The organism is Streptomyces kronopolitis (assembly GCF_014646275.1).
Lineage (GTDB): Bacteria > Actinomycetota > Actinomycetes > Streptomycetales > Streptomycetaceae > Streptomyces > Streptomyces kronopolitis.
In genome coordinates this window covers 42,565-56,382 of record NZ_BMND01000012.1, presented here as the reverse complement: position 1 = coordinate 56,382, position 13,818 = coordinate 42,565, and the positions used below count along the sequence as shown (strand labels likewise).

13 protein-coding genes are annotated in these 13,818 nt (G+C 71.7%); 7 read left to right on the top strand and 6 right to left on the bottom strand.

All coding sequences use genetic code 11. The annotated features are described in order from the left end of the window. Nucleotides 1-55 precede the first annotated feature (55 nt). Nucleotides 56-1,813: a glycoside hydrolase family 13 protein gene (locus IEY78_RS15485; protein WP_189098591.1), complete on the bottom strand. Its 1,758-nt coding sequence runs from the start codon at nt 1,811-1,813 to the stop codon at nt 56-58. Nucleotides 1,814-2,020: 207 nt separating this feature from the next. Further along, on the bottom strand, nt 2,021-3,292 hold the full coding sequence (locus IEY78_RS15480) for an ABC transporter substrate-binding protein (protein ID WP_189098590.1): 1,272 nt from the start codon (nt 3,290-3,292) through the stop codon (nt 2,021-2,023). A 170-nt stretch (nt 3,293-3,462) separates the two neighbouring features. On the opposite strand from IEY78_RS15480, the gene IEY78_RS15475 reads away from it, so the two are divergent. From IEY78_RS15475 to IEY78_RS15465, 3 genes are read left to right on the top strand one after another with little or no spacing between them, the layout of a single operon-like run. Continuing rightward, nucleotides 3,463-3,969 carry a PadR family transcriptional regulator gene (locus IEY78_RS15475; RefSeq protein WP_189098589.1) on the top strand — a complete coding sequence of 169 codons (507 nt, stop codon included), beginning with the start codon at nt 3,463-3,465 and terminating at the stop codon, nt 3,967-3,969. Next, nucleotides 3,966-4,727, top strand: coding sequence for an ABC transporter ATP-binding protein (locus IEY78_RS15470; protein ID WP_189098587.1), 762 nt, complete (start codon nt 3,966-3,968; stop codon nt 4,725-4,727). Before IEY78_RS15475 ends, IEY78_RS15470 begins: the two co-directional genes overlap by 4 nt. Nucleotides 4,728-4,732: 5 nt before the next feature. Continuing rightward, on the top strand, nt 4,733-7,069 hold the full coding sequence (locus tag IEY78_RS15465; protein WP_189098585.1) for an FtsX-like permease family protein: 2,337 nt from the start codon (nt 4,733-4,735) through the stop codon (nt 7,067-7,069). Nucleotides 7,070-7,176: 107 nt separating this feature from the next. Here the strand turns inward: IEY78_RS15465 and IEY78_RS15460 are convergent, their stop codons facing one another. Together IEY78_RS15460 and IEY78_RS15455 are read right to left on the bottom strand one after the other, a co-directional pair. Next, nucleotides 7,177-7,824 (bottom strand): CAP domain-containing protein, encoded by a 648-nt coding sequence (locus tag IEY78_RS15460; protein WP_189098583.1) that lies wholly within the window; start codon nt 7,822-7,824, stop codon nt 7,177-7,179. 519 nt (nt 7,825-8,343) lie between these two features. Further along, nucleotides 8,344-9,960: a phospholipase D-like domain-containing protein gene (locus IEY78_RS15455; RefSeq protein ID WP_229699966.1), complete on the bottom strand. Its 1,617-nt coding sequence runs from the start codon at nt 9,958-9,960 to the stop codon at nt 8,344-8,346. A 207-nt stretch (nt 9,961-10,167) separates the two neighbouring features. On the opposite strand from IEY78_RS15455, the gene IEY78_RS15450 reads away from it, so the two are divergent. Together IEY78_RS15450 and IEY78_RS15445 are read left to right on the top strand one after the other, a co-directional pair. Then, nucleotides 10,168-10,410, top strand: coding sequence for a hypothetical protein (locus tag IEY78_RS15450; RefSeq protein WP_189098581.1), 243 nt, complete (start codon nt 10,168-10,170; stop codon nt 10,408-10,410). A gap of 225 nt (nt 10,411-10,635) precedes the next feature. Then, nucleotides 10,636-10,839 (top strand): DUF2180 family protein, encoded by a 204-nt coding sequence (locus IEY78_RS15445; RefSeq protein WP_189098579.1) that lies wholly within the window; start codon nt 10,636-10,638, stop codon nt 10,837-10,839. A gap of 98 nt (nt 10,840-10,937) precedes the next feature. Here the strand turns inward: IEY78_RS15445 and IEY78_RS15440 are convergent, their stop codons facing one another. After that, entirely contained in the window at nt 10,938-11,579 is a 642-nt protein-coding gene (locus tag IEY78_RS15440) for an HAD family hydrolase (protein ID WP_229699965.1), read from the bottom strand. Between the two features lie 213 nt (nt 11,580-11,792). Next, nucleotides 11,793-11,981 carry an SHOCT domain-containing protein gene (locus IEY78_RS35010; RefSeq protein WP_308290153.1) on the bottom strand — a complete coding sequence of 63 codons (189 nt, stop codon included), beginning with the start codon at nt 11,979-11,981 and terminating at the stop codon, nt 11,793-11,795. A 430-nt stretch (nt 11,982-12,411) separates the two neighbouring features. Here IEY78_RS35010 and IEY78_RS15430 point away from each other — a divergent pair, with 430 nt between their 5' ends. Both IEY78_RS15430 and IEY78_RS15425 read left to right on the top strand, forming a co-directional pair. Next, on the top strand, nt 12,412-12,798 hold the full coding sequence (locus IEY78_RS15430) for a DUF7144 family membrane protein (protein WP_189098577.1): 387 nt from the start codon (nt 12,412-12,414) through the stop codon (nt 12,796-12,798). 351 nt (nt 12,799-13,149) lie between these two features. Further along, entirely contained in the window at nt 13,150-13,791 is a 642-nt protein-coding gene (locus IEY78_RS15425; protein WP_189098575.1) for a DUF2238 domain-containing protein, read from the top strand. The last annotated feature ends 27 nt before the right edge of the window (nt 13,792-13,818 follow it).

Sequence of the window (13,818 nt, the reverse complement as noted above, 5' to 3'; positions counted from 1 at the left end):
GGTGGGTGTTCCCTTCGGGAGGACTGCGGAGGTCGGGGGAGGGGTGGGGGTGGGGCTATCGGGCGTCGGGAGCGTGCATCCACCAGGCGGCGGTGGAACCGGGGAGCGTGCCCGCCGGGCAGTCGCCGCTCGCGAGCAGGGGGAGTCCCGGTGCGGGGGCGGCGACCGGCTCGGTGCCGAAGTTGACGGCGCAGACCAGGCCGTCGCCGCGGACGAACGCCAACACCTGGGGCGGGGAGTCCAGCCAGCGCAGGGTGCCCTCGCCGAGCTGGGGGAGGCTGCGGCGCAGGTGCAGTCCCTCGCGGTAGAGGTGCCAGAACGAGCGGGTGTCGGCCAGCGCCCGGTCGGTGGCGTGCTCGGCGAACCAGTCGGGCTGCGGCAGCCATGGCCGGGCCGCGTCCGTACCGCTGGTGAAGCCGAACGGTGAGGCCAGGCCCGACCACGGCAGTGGCACCCGGCAGCCGTCGCGGATGTGCTCCCGGCTGCCGGTGCGGTGGAAGATCGGGTCGGTGAGGGCCTCGTCCGGCAGGTCGACGACCTCCGGCAGGCCCAGCTCCTCGCCCTGGTAGACGTAGGCCGCGCCGGGCAGCGCCAGCATGAGCAGGGCGGCGGCCCGGGCACGGGCCGGGCCCAGTCCGCTGCCCAGGCCCTCGGTGGTGTGGCCGGGGTCGGTCGCGTAGCGGGTGACGGTCCGGACCTGGTCGTGGTTGTTGAGCACCCAGGTGACCGTGGAGCCGGTGTCCGCGATGTCGGTCAGTGCCTCGCTGATCACCCGGCGGAAGGTGGCCACGTCCCAGCGCGCGGTCAGCAGATGGAAGAAGAACGCCTGGTGGAGTTCGTCGGGCCGGACGTACGCGGCCTGTTCGGCCGGGGTCCGTACGGACACCTCGCCGACCAGCAGCCGGTCGCGGCCGTCGCGGGCCGTGTACTCCTCGCACAGCGCGCGCCACTCCCGCCACACCCCGTGGACCTCGGGCTGGTTCCAGGCCAGCGGGTTGACCGAGTCGCGGGTGCGCTCATCGGCCGCCGGGTCGGGGGAGTCGGGCAGCTCGGGGTGCTTGAACAGCCCGGCGGCCACGTCGATCCGGAAGCCGTCGACGCCGCGGTCCAGCCAGAAGCGCAGCACGTCCTCGAAGTCGGCGGCCACGGCCGGGTTGCGCCAGTTCAGATCGGGCTGCTCGGGCGTGAACATGTGGAGGTACCACTGGCCCGCCGCGGCCCCCTCCTCCTCGACGCGGGACCAGGCGGGGCCGCCGAACATCGCCCGCCAGTTGTTGGGCGGCAGCTCCCCGTCCGGCCCGCGCCCGTCGGCGAAGTGGAACAGCGACCGCGCCGGGCTGCCGGGGCCGTCCTTGAGGGCGGCGCGGAACCACGGGTGCTCGCTGGAGCAGTGGTTGGGGACGATGTCCAGGAGCACCTTCAGGCCCAGCCGGTGGGCGTCGGCCACCAGGCGGTCGAACTCGGCGAGGTCGCCGTAGACGGGGTCGACATCGCGGTAGTCGGCGACGTCGTAGCCGTGGTCGTGCTGCGGGGAGGGGTAGAATGGGCTGAGCCAGATGCCGTCCACGCCGAGCTTCTTGAGATACGGCAGTCCCGTGCGCACACCGGCCAGATCGCCGATCCCGTCGCCGGTGGTGTCCAGGAAGCTGCGGACGTAGACCTGGTAGATCACCGCGTCGCGCCACCAGTGCCGGGCGGCTTCCCCGGACCGCGGCGCGGGGACGGCCGAGGGCGCGGTGGAAGCCGGACCGGGGAGCGAGGGGGAGGGCGCGGAGTCGGCCGAGGAGCCGTTCCCTGCCGTGGCTATGAGCATCTGCCGTGATCCCGTTCTTGCCTGGGCATGCCGTGCGGCTGCGATCGCTGTTATGCATGCATGTTAAGTAGGGATGACTTTTCGATGTCAACGAAATGGTCGAAACTCGCTGCGAGATGCCCCGATTTATGGGATATTGGAACGGCAGGCTGTACCTAACAAGTAAGTATGAGTGAGGTGGCCGTGGCCGGACGCGACGTGAAGAGATCAGCCGCGGTGGACGAGGGCGCCCAGCTCGCGCGTCAGCCGCGCGACGGTGGCCGAGGTGCTCCGGTGGTGCAGCAGCGCCTCGTGCATGACGGCCTGCACCGCCAGGCTCACCTGGTCGTACTGCGGGCTCTTCAGCCGCGGCTTGGCCGCCAGCACCGCGCGCCGGAGCGTCGGCAGATACGGGAAGCGCCGCACCAGCGCCGGGTCCGTGTACAGACCGGCCCACACCGGCGGCAGCGCGCCCTTGGTGAGCACCCGGCGCTGGACGGGCTCGGACGTCAGATACGAGATCAGGTCCGCGGCCGTCCGCTGATGCCGGGAGTGCGCATTGATGGCCAGGTTGGAGCCGCCCAGCACGCTGGAGCCCGGCCCGTCGGGACCCGGCAGCGGCACCGCGCCGAACTTCCCCGCCACCTTCGAGGACGGGGCGTTGCCCAGTGCGTACGCGTACGGCCAGTTCCGCAGGAACAGCAGTCGGCCGTCCTGGAAGGCCTGGCGGGACTCCTCCTCCTTGAAGGACAGCGCCCGCCGCGGAATCCAGCCCTCGCGCACCCCGTCCAGCAGGAACGACAGGCCCCGGCGGGCCGCGGGGGAGTCCACCGTCACCCGCGAGCCCTCGCCCGCGAGCACCGTGCCGCCCGCCGACTGGACGGCCTCGGTGACATTGGCGGTCAGCCCCTCGTACGGCAGGAACTGCCCCGCATAGCCGTCCAGCCCGTACTCGGGCGCGACCGTCTTCGCCAGCTGCTCCAACTCGGCCCAGGTGCGCGGCGGCCGCGCCCCCGCACGGTCGAGCACGTCCTTGCGGTAGTAGAGCAGCCCCGCGTTCGTCACGTACGGGACCGCGTAGAGCCGGCCGCGGAAGGTGGCGGTGTCCACGACGGGAGGAAGGAAGTGCTGCATTGGGAACCGCGTGCCGTCCACCGGCTTGATCCAGCCCGCGGCCGCGAACTCCGACGTCCAGGCCACATCGATGTTGAGCACGTCGAAGCGGTCACTGCGGGAGCGCAGCTCGGTGACCATCTGGGCGCGCACCTCGTCGGCCGCGTCCGGCAGTTCGACCAGGGTCACCTTCTCGTGCGGATGCCGGTCGTTCCAGCCGCGCAGGACACCGCGCAGATAGCCCGTGAGGTCTCCGCCCGTCACCAGGGTGAGGGGGCCGCGCCCGTCCGAGCCGTCGCCCGGCTCGCCGGCCCGGGCGCCGGCACTGCCCGCGAACAACAGGCAGCAGACCAGCAGGGCCCGTCCCGCGGCATGCTTCCACCGCATGGGCTCCTCCTCCACCAGGCGTCGACGGGACACGGGCCGACAGCCCGCCCCATGTATACCTGTTAGCCATGCGGGATACTAGATGCCGCAGGAAGATGCGAAAGCGACCCGGCTCACAGCCGGACGAGCCCAGATGACAGGCAAGTAGGGCGGGGAGGGAGAGCGAGAGCGTGCGGCTGCCACTCCTGGCTCTGCTGGTCGGCGGACCCGCCCACGGCTACGAACTCAAGCAAGCCCTTGAGAACCTCCTGGGCGCGGCATACCCTCAGCCGAACGTCGGCCAGATCTACGTCACTCTCGGCAGGCTGGAGAAGGCGGGCCTGATCGAGGGAGAGGACGTCGAGCAGTCGGACCGTCCGAACAAGCGCATCTACCGGATCACCGCGGCGGGACGCGAGACGGTCGACGCCTGGTTCGAGGAGTCCACCGCCGAACCGCGGGTACGGGACGAGTTCTTCATGAAGCTCGCCCTGGCCCCCCACACCGGGGCCGCCCACCGCATCGCCCTGATCAACAAACAGCGCCGCCACTACCTCAACACCATGCGTGACCTCTCGAAGCTCGCCGCCGGCGAGGACCGGGACAACCGGGTCGCGCAGCTGCTGATAGAAGGCGCGATGCTGCATCTCCAGGCGGATCTCGACTGGCTGGAGCGCTGTCAAGAGGAGTGGGAATGAACCGGGACGAGGCGTCCGGCCCGATAGTCCGGGCAGCCGGCCTGGTCAAGACCTACCGGCCGGAGGGCGCCGCGCCCGTCCACGCCGTACGGGGCGTCGACCTGACCGTCGAACCCGGCGAATTCGTCGCCGTCACCGGCCCCTCGGGAGCCGGCAAATCCACCCTCCTCCACCTCCTCGGCGGCCTGGACCGCCCCGACAGCGGCTCCCTGTGGCTCGACGGACGGCAGGTCGACGGCTACCGCGAGGCCCGCTGGGCCGAACTGCGCCGCAACCACATCGGGATCGTCTTCCAGTTCTTCAACCTGGTCTCCAACCTCTCCGTCGCCGACAACGTCGAACTCCCCGCCCTGCTGGCCGGCCGGTCCCCCCGGCAGGCCCGGGCCGCCCGCGGCGAGCTGCTCGACGAGCTGGGCCTGACCGGCAAGGAGAACAGCACACCGGGCGAGCTGTCCGGCGGTGAGCAGCAGCGCGTCGCCCTGGCCCGCGCCCTGGTCAACACCCCCAGCCTGCTGCTCGCCGACGAACCCGCCGGCAGCCTCGACAGCAAGGGCACCAGGGAGGTGCTGCGGCTGCTCGCCCGCTTCCACCGGCGCGGCCAGACCATCGTGCTGGTCACCCACGACGCCCGGATGGCCAGCGCCGCGGACCGCGTGATCAGCTTCTTCGACGGCCGGGTGGTCGACGACGCGCACCTCGGCGGCGGCACGCAGCGCCCCGGGGCCGGGGTCGCCGACGTCCTCAAGCTCAAGGGCTGACCGGCGTGCGAGCGGCGGCCCGCTGGACCCAGGCGCATCTGCGCGCACACCGCCCCGCGGCGGTACTCATCGTGCTGGCCACCGCCGGGATCACCATCTCGCTGCTGCTGGCCACCGCCCTGTTCGCCTACGCCACCGACCCCTGGCAGCGGGTCTTCACCCAGTCCTCCGGCGCCCACGTCTGGATCCACACCCGTGCCGGCGCCCCGGCCGGATCGCTCGCCGGCCTCGACGAGGTCCGCGCCACCTCCGGACCCTTCCGCACGGTCCGCAGCACCGCGAGCCTGCAGCCCGGCGGCGCCAGGGCGACGCTGGAGCTGCGCGGCACCGACCGGAAGCCCACCACTGCGGCGCCCCGGATCGTGGCCGGCCGCTGGCTCGACCCGGCGGCCGACGCGGGCACCGCCAAGGGCATCGTCCTGGACAGCTCGGTGGCCCGCGCGATGTGGGCCAAGCCCGGCGACTCCCTGGTGCTGAGCGGATTCCCGGCACAGCTGCGCGTGGTGGGCGTCGCCGACACCGCCGAGGTCGGCTTCCGGGCCGGCGAGTCCCCGGGCGTGGCCTGGGTGCTGCCCAGGACCCTCGCGGCCTCGACCGCGGGCCAGGACCAGCGCGGGCGCACCATCGGACTGCGCCTGGCCGACCCCGCGGACACCGATTACGTGGTCCAGCGGGCCGTCACCCGGCTCGGCGCCGAGCAGATCACCGACGTCTCCACCTGGCGGCAGGCCAGGGCCGAGGCCGAGGGCGACAACCAGCTGCTCGGCCGGCTGCTCGGCGGATTCGGACTGGGTGCGCTGCTCGCCGCCGCGCTGGCCGTGGGCGGCGCCATCAGCACCCGGATCCGCGGGCACCTCCGGGACATCTCGATCCTCAAGGCCATCGGGTTCACCCCCGGCCAGGTCGTCCGGATGTTCCTCGCCCTGCATCTCCTCTTCGCCCTGCTCGGCGTCGCCCTCGGGGCCCTGGTCACCCAGCTCCTCGGCGGTCTCGTGCCCGGCCGGATCGGGGAGGCGATGGCCGTGTGGCGGCAACTGCCCGGGCACGCCTGGCTGACCCTGGTGATCTCCGGGGGTGTGGTGGTCTTCATCGGCTCGGCGACCTGCCTGGCCGCCTGGCGGGCCGGCCGGGTACCGCCGGTGCCCGTCGCCCGGGCCGCCGCGGCCACCGGCGCCCGCGGTCCCGGCCTCACCCGGCGGGCGCTCGGCCTGCGCGTCCCGCCGGCCCTGGTGCTCGGCTGGCGCGGCGCCTTCCACCATCCGCTGCGCTCCTCGGCGGCCGTGGCGCGACTGGCCGTCCCGCTGCTGCTCATCACCGTGGCACTGGGCGCCTGGACCACCCTGGACCGCTTCTCCGCACACCCCGAGAACGTCGGCCTGCCCGCGGCCCTCACCGCGCGCACCGACGCCCTCGGCGACCGGGAGCTGCGCCAACTCCTGCGTAACCAGGGGGACTTGACCGCCTACCCCGGTTCCGAGGTCCAGGCCCTGGTACCGGGACAGACCGGGACGATCACCCTGCGGGGAGTGGGGACGGACGCCCGGCCCTACCCCTTCGCCGTCGTGGAAGGGCGCGCGGCCCGCGGCCCCGACGAAGCGGTCGCCGGACAAGGGCTGCTGGACCTTCTGGACGCCCGGGTCGGCGACTGGGTCCGGATGACCGTTGCCGGCCGCCCGTACGTGCTGCACATCGTCGGCCGCACCATCGAGACGGCGGACAGCGGCCGGGTCGTCTCGACCTCGCTGGACACCCTGCGCGACGGCGCGAGCGGCGCCGGCACACCCGGGGCGCTCCCGTCCCGCCCGGACTTCTACCACCTGGTCCTGCACCACGGCGCCGACCCCGCCACCGTGCGGAACGCCCTGACCAAGGCCTCCGCCGGCCGGCTGGAGGTACGGCAGACGCCCAACCCGGCCGACCAGCTGTCGGTGGTCCGCGCCGTCGCCGTCGGCCTGATCGCCGTACTGATCCTGATCGGCCTGGCGGAACTGGCGACCACGGTCGGCGCCGGCGTCCGCGACCGCAGCCGCGATCTGCTCGCGCTGCGGGCGGTCGGCCTGACGCCCCGGCAGATCACCGCCGTGATCGTCTCGGCCACGGCCTTCGTCACCCTGGCCGCCGCGCTGGCCGGCACGGGGCTGGGCGTCCTCGCCTCCCAGTGGCTGATCAACCTCCAGGGAAGTGCCAGCGGCTGGGGGGCCGGCATCGCCCAGCGCCCGGCCGTCCCCGTACTGCTGCTGGTCGTCGCCGTCGCCGTGCTCATCGCCGCGACGGCGTCGGCCCTGCCCGCCGCCCGTGCCGCCCGCCGCCGCCTCGCGGACTCGGCCACGGACCTGCTCTAGGGATCTGCACCAGGGTTCTGCTCGGCGGAGGGCACGGGACGGCCGGGGGAGTCCCGGCCGTCCCGTGCCCGCCATCGGGCTGTGCCCGCCATCGGGCCGTGCCCCCGCTATCGGGCCGTGCCGAAGTCCTGCGTCCAGTAGTCGCCGGGCTGTGCGTGGCCGACGCCGATCTCCTTGAAGGAGCAGTCGAGGATGTTGCGCTTGTGGCCGGGGCTGTTCATCCAGCCCTTCATCACGCTCTCGGGGGAGCTGTAGCCGTAGGCGACGTTCTCGCCGTAGGCGCCCCAGCTGTAGCCGGCGCGGGTGATCCGGTCGCCGGGGGACGAGCCGTCGGAGCCCGTGTGGGACATGTTCTTGTGGCCGGCCATGTCCTTGCTGTGGTCCTGGGCGGCCTTGGTCAGCTCGGCGTTTACCTTCAGCGGTGCGCAGCCGGCCTTGCCGCGCTCGTCATTGACGAGCTTCACGACCTGGGCGGTGTCCCCGGAGGCCGAGGCGGAGGCTTTCGCGGTGCTCTTGCTCGGGGAGGCGGCGGCCGCCTTCGCGGCTCCCGCGGTCGGCTTTCCGCTCCCGTCGCTCTCTCCGGACCAGTGGTGGTGGCGGTACGCCGCATTCTGCCAATGGCCCTGGTGGCCACCGCCTGCCTGTCCGGGATCGTTGATACAGGCCATGGCCGCGGAGGGCACCGCCACGGCGCCGACGGCGAATGCGGCGACGGCTGCCTTCCGGTAGCGCCGCGTCCTGCGATGTTTCGTCATGCGTGACCTCACTCGGTAATTGCGGAGCGCCCTTCGTGACGCGGGCGAGCTCCCTGCAATCCCGCGTCTGAACTGCAAGGACGCCGTGCGGTTCGCATTCTTGGGAAGCCGTGAACACAAGGCAACAAAGGCTGGCTACTATCGCGCTTCGTAGGCTTGCGCGACCCTTGTCATAGGTGGGTGCGCATGCTGATTCGCTCGCCGGTGCCACCGGCTTCTCCTGTCGCCCCGTCAGAATTCGTCATGCGCGCGATACGAGGGCGGAAAGGGCGGACGGATCGCATACCCCCGCGCCGGGTGCGGGATATGCGGGGGCCAAGGCGGACAAATCTCTTATGTCCCCGCGGCGTGCACTACTACTCGGCTTAGTAAGAGTGTGGACGCGCTATGACGGATGTCACGGGAGTGTGAAACCGGGTCGCTATGGGCGGAGAGTCCGCGCTCGCGCCCCGCCCGCGCCTCGCGCTCGCACCGCGGGCAGGAGCGGGTGCGGCCGCTCCTGCCCCGGAATCCGTGAGGTCAGCCGGCCCCGTTGCCGGAGCACCCGGCCGGGGTCGACGCCGCACCCTGCGAGTACTTCCACTCCGGGTCGAGCAGCTCGGTCTTGAGCTGCTTCGCCGCGGTCGGGCTCTCCACGATGTAGCCGAAGTCCTGCAGCCACGCCGGGTAGAGGTTCTTCGACCCGATGTAGAACGCCGAGTCGTCCACCGACACCAGCTTGTGGTGCAGCGCGTACGGCTTGCCGTCGGCCCAGGTGGGGCTGTCGGAGCTGCGGAACGAGGCGAGCTGGAGGTTGCTGCACATCGCCCGCGACGCCTTCTCGTTGTCGCCGGTGCGGGCCACCAGGCGCTTGCGGAGGGTGTCGCTGATCTCGTCCAGGGACTTGATCTGCGAGTAGCCGCCGCTGCCGACGGCTCCGCGGTTGGCGGGGTCGCTGACGACGATGCGGACCTTCACCCCCGCGGCCAGCTTCGCCGCGAGCGTGTCGTACGTCCGGATGTCATAGCGCGGCAGCGGCGGACAGGTCGCGTTCATGTCCTGCTGCGAGATCTCGACATGGTTGCGCGCACTCGCGATGAGCGAACGCAGCGCGGTCTCCTCGGGGTTGACCGTGTCGTAGTCGCGATCGGCGTTGGTGTTGTCGTGCAGCCCCACGGTGCACTTGGTGTCCGGTGCCGTGGGCAGCTCCGGGTGGTACCCCGAGGAGGGGTCGGATTCCTTGATGCCCACGCCGAGCCCGCCCACCGCGAGGACCGGTACATCGCCGGCCGGTGCGGCCGGGGTGGAGTCCTCCTCCTTCTCCAGCGACGGCATGCAGGAGGCGCCGTTCGAGGTGGCGAGCCAGACCTTGGCCGGGTTGGACGAGTTCTGACAGGTCCAGCCCCACAGCGTGTCGAGGTACTTCCCCGCGGAGCGGGCGGCCGGCCCGGTGAGCGCCATGTCCACATCCGACACCGGGTGGGCGGTGTCGAGGTAGTCGTCCTTCCAGCCGTTGATCCCGCCCGTGACGGCCGTCGTCCCGTCGACCACGAGGAGCTTGGAGTGGTTCCAGGAGAAGGACGTCTTGGACGTGGTCATCGACGCCACGTTCAGCGTGACCTTCCCGGCCGCCGAGCCGAGCTTGCCGAGCAGTTCGTCGCGGTAGCGGGAGGGGATCACATTGAGGTGATAGAGCGGTGCGGCCCCGACCAGGATGCGTACCCGGGGCGAGTGCCCCGCCGCGACGGACGCCTTCAGACCGGCGACGATGGCGTCCTCGAACCCCCCGTTGGGGAAGGGGGCCAGCGAGGAGATGTCCACCGTGCGCTTGGCGTCGGCGATGTTGCGGGTCATCTTGTCGAGCAGCCGCCGGGACCCCGCGCGGTCCTTGCAGGCGGGGTCGCCCCAGCAGCCGGGGGTCTGCAGCAGCCAGCCGGCCGGGTCGTCCCCCGGGGCGTCCAGCCGGTTGCCGTTGGTGCGCTGCCACACCGAACCCTCAAGTCCGGGCGAGGTCTCGCGCAGCGAGCGCTCGATGGAGTCCAGATGAGGGGTGGGCGGGGTGTCCGCCGCGTATGCCGACGAGGTCGGTAAGGCCGCGCACACGGTCGTCAGGGCGACGGACGCCGGTATGAGGCGGCGGAGGCGGTGAGGAGCCAAGAGCTTTCCTTCTCACGGTGATGAGGAGAGCCGGGCGCTGACCAGCAGCCCGGCTCCGGTTGCCACCAGAAGGTATCGGCTCCCGCCGTTCTCCTCCGCGCAGGAGACGATCTTCGCTACAACTCCTGTGCCGGGCATGACGTGGCGGAAGCCGGGTACCGGGCCTGGACACCCGATCCACACGCCAGCGAGGAGGCGCGCCCACTGATGGCCCGTAACGACACGACCGGCGACGACAACGCCCCGCTGCCCCACGACCTGCCGAGTCAGCAGGCCGATGCCGACAGCCAGGTCCCCGACCCGTGGGACCCCGAACTGTCGGAGCACGAGTCCGACGGTCCGGACGCGACGATGCCCGACACCGACCAGGCCGGAACCGGGCGGGTCGGCGAGACCAAGGCCCCGGGCGTCCACCCCGACCAGCCGATCCCGCATGAGCCGGTCGACTGACGGCGCACCGGCCACCCCGTCCTGATTCCGCTTCCGTCTCCGGCTGCCCCCGAGCGCTCCCGCTCGGGGGCAGCCGTGCGTGGTGAGCCTCTCCACGGATCGTCGTCGTGGCGCGGCCAGGTGAGTCCGCCCCGACCCGGCACTGTGCTTCCGGTTCCGTCCCGCACCGCGTCGTACATTGCCGCTGAGGCCCGCGCCGGCCCTTCCCACGAGATCGGAATGCGCATGAACTGCTACGACTGTGTGCCGGACAGCGGCACCGCCGCGGTGGCGATCTGCCGCAACTGCGGCGCCGCGTTGTGCCAGGAGCACGCCTTCTCCGCACCGCAGACGGTGGTGCAGGTGCACGGTGTCGGCAAGACCACCATGCCGGAGATGGCCCGCCGCATCGTGTGTCTGATCTGCCGGGGAGCGACCCAGCTGGAGTGAGACGGCGGCGGTCCGGGGGCGGGAGATGCCTGCGGCCACCCCCCCCCGCGTGCCGCCGCGCGGCCCACCGCACCCGTACGTGCGGTGGGCCGCGGTGCTCAACTCACCCGGGCGGAAGCCGCGTTCGGGAAGGGGAGCCGGGCCAGTGCGGCGATCAGCGGCACCGGCAGATACGCGGGCCAGTGCGGCCGGGTCGCCAGGTACGTGACGTAGCCGAGTGCCCCGGCGGCCTGCACCTCGTCCTTCGTCTCGGCCTGGTAGACCACCCGGCAGGGGCCCGCGGCCTTTTTGGCGCGTTCCCACAGTGCGGGTGCGGGCTTGCGCTCCGCCTCGGTCCGCGGGGTGAAGATCCGGTCCCCGAAGTCGGACCAGGCGAACGGACGCTTGTCGGCCCAGTCCTTGTCGATCACTTCCTTCAGCTTCGCCGCACGCTCCGCGTCCGTCGTGCCCCAGGAGGAGGGCACGTTGGTGATCAGGCCGACCGGAATGTGCCGGGCGCGCAGCGCGCGCAGGTGCTCCGCGGCTCCCGGCATGTAGCGCACGCTCTCGTCCTTGGCCGTGTGCACCAGCGTCTCGCCGAGGTCGAAGTACACCATGACGCACCCTCGTGCGCGTCCGGTGTCGACGGTGGTGCGCGGTATGCGCGTGGCCGCACTCGCGGTCGGCACGCTTAACGCCGCCAGGCTGCCCAGGGCGAGCAGCAGGAGCCAGCTGGTTCTGCGACCGGTGGTCTTGTTCATGGGGGATGGCCTTCCCGTAGGGGGGACATCCGATCGTATATGCGCCATGTGCACGTCACCGGGAACACCGCGACAGTCAAGCCAGTGTTTCCGGCCGTTGTGGCGGGTCGGGCTGACGGGGCGAGGTGTGTACGGAGACGGCGGGCCCGGCGCCGCGGGAACGAGCCGCGGGGCGCCGGGCCTCAGCCGGTCAGGACTGCCGGGCGCGGGCGGTCAGGACTCCAGGAGCTTCCGCTTCTCCGCCTCGAATTCGGCGTCGGTGAGCACTCCCTGCGTCTTGAGCTCGGTCAGCTTCTTGAGCTGCGCGATCTTGGCGCTCATGTCGTCGGCGGGGTCTGTGGCGGACGGCCCGGCACCGGAGCCGCCGTCCTGCCTCTCCTGCTCGTAGTCCTGGTCACTCACGGGGACACCTCGCTCACTCTCCGGCCTCGCTCACTCATCGGTGCGCACCATCTGCCCTGGCGGGCGCACCGGGCCGGCAGCCGCGGCCCACGGTCTCCATTGCACCGCCCCGCGCAGTCGGCCGCACGTCGGTGGCGGGAGGAAGAGGGGAAAGGCCCTACGGGGATCGCTCCGGAAAAGGGGAAAACAGTTCTCGCGGGACAGCGGAGATTCCCCCGGACGGCCGGATGGCGCATATCGCTTTTCCTCCTCGCCCGGTCGCCCCGGTGTGCGGGACCCCTTGCCCGACCCCTGTTCATAGCCGCGTGTGAGCCCGGCCCGACCCGCCCGATGAGATGCGCCGCGCACCTGCCCGTGGAACCTTGGAAGGGTTCTCAGCGCACCGGGCAGGTCGCCGGTCCACAGCTACTCTTCCTCGACGAGGCGGGCCATGACCAAAAGGAAAGCCGTCACCAGGTGGACGCAGTTCGCCGCGGTGCTGCTGGTATTCGGTGGCGCCATGACGATTCTCGCGGGCATTTCCGCCATCGCCAACGACCGGATTTTCTTCACCACCCGGCACTACGTGTTCAGCTTCGATGTCATCGGCTGGGGATGGGCCCATCTCATCCTGGGAATCGTCATCCTGCTGGCCGGCCTCTCGCTCTTCAAGGGGGCGACCTGGGCCCGCATCGTCGGTGTGATCCTGGCGGGCCTCGGCGCGGTCGCGAATTTCCTCTGGATTCCGCACTACCCGCTCTGGGCCCTCACCCTCCTGGCCATCGACATCGTCATCATCTGGGCGCTGTGCGCGGGCGACCGGCGCTCCCTCACCTGAGCCGCGCACCCCGGACGGAGCCTGGCACGCGGGCCGCGGCCGACGGCTGATGCCCCGACGGAGGCAGCCGGGAAGATCACGAAGGCCGGGAACGACGGAATTGCCGGACGGTCACCGTCGCGCCGCGCACCTTCACACCCCCCGGCACGGAACTGAGTAGCGGTACTCATGACACCCTCCGGCCCGCGCCGGAGGGTGAAACGCATGAGTGCGCGGCGGAGGGTTCGGTCCCGTACGGGGCGCTGCGCGACGGCCGCCGGCCCTCGCGTGTGCCGTACGGGGGCACCGGACTGCCCGCTCATCCCTGGGCCGAGCCGCGCCGAACCGCCCCCCACGTTTCGAGGCTTAGCCATGAAGGCCCTGACCGTTTCCCGCATGCTGCCGCCGGTGCTGGCCGCGGCCGTCCTCCTCGCCCTGGCCCTGTCGGGCATCGGCCCGCACGACCGTCCCACCTGGCTGATGGAGACCTGCTGGGTGATCGTCGGCCTGCCGCTGCTGGTCGTGCTCTGGCGGCGCTTTCCGCTCAGCCCGCTGCTGTGCTGCCTGCTGGCCGTGCACGCGCTGATTTTGATCGTCGGCGGCTACTACACCTACTCCGAGGTGCCGCTGGGCCACTGGCTGGAGGAGGTCCTCGGCCTCTCCCGCAACCCGTACGACCGCATCGGGCACCTGGCCCAGGGCTTCGTGCCGGCCATCCTGGTCCGCGAGATCCTGGTCCGCACCTCGCCCCTGCGCAACAGCTCCTGGCTGGCGCCGCTGACCGTCTGCGCCTGCCTGGCGTTCAGCGCGTTCTTCGAGCTGATCGAGTGGTGGGCGGCGCTGGTGCGCGGGGCCGCGGCCGATGCCTACCTCGCGACGCAGGGGGACCGCTGGGACACCCAGTGGGACATGGCCTGCGCACTCCTCGGGGCGATCGTCTCGCTCCTGCTGCTCAGCCGGCTCCACGACCGCCAGCTCGCCCGCCAGGGCGTGCTGCGGGCGGCGACCGCCTGACGGGCGCCACGGTCACCGGTCGCTGCC

What these genes read in the sequence shown, in the direction of transcription:
- IEY78_RS15485 (WP_189098591.1), bottom strand. Translation starts at nt 1,813, where the DNA reads ATGCTCATAGCCACGGCAGGGAACGGCTCCTCGGCCGACTCCGCGCCC.
- IEY78_RS15480 (WP_189098590.1), bottom strand. Translation starts at nt 3,292, where the DNA reads ATGCGGTGGAAGCATGCCGCGGGACGGGCCCTGCTGGTCTGCTGCCTG.
- IEY78_RS15470 (WP_189098587.1), top strand. Translation starts at nt 3,966, where the DNA reads ATGAACCGGGACGAGGCGTCCGGCCCGATAGTCCGGGCAGCCGGCCTG.
- IEY78_RS15460 (WP_189098583.1), bottom strand. Translation starts at nt 7,824, where the DNA reads ATGACGAAACATCGCAGGACGCGGCGCTACCGGAAGGCAGCCGTCGCC.
- IEY78_RS15450 (WP_189098581.1), top strand. Translation starts at nt 10,168, where the DNA reads ATGGCCCGTAACGACACGACCGGCGACGACAACGCCCCGCTGCCCCAC.
- IEY78_RS15445 (WP_189098579.1), top strand. Translation starts at nt 10,636, where the DNA reads ATGAACTGCTACGACTGTGTGCCGGACAGCGGCACCGCCGCGGTGGCG.
- IEY78_RS15440 (WP_229699965.1), bottom strand. Translation starts at nt 11,579, where the DNA reads ATGAACAAGACCACCGGTCGCAGAACCAGCTGGCTCCTGCTGCTCGCC.
- IEY78_RS15430 (WP_189098577.1), top strand. Translation starts at nt 12,412, where the DNA reads ATGACCAAAAGGAAAGCCGTCACCAGGTGGACGCAGTTCGCCGCGGTG.
- IEY78_RS15425 (WP_189098575.1), top strand. Translation starts at nt 13,150, where the DNA reads ATGAAGGCCCTGACCGTTTCCCGCATGCTGCCGCCGGTGCTGGCCGCG.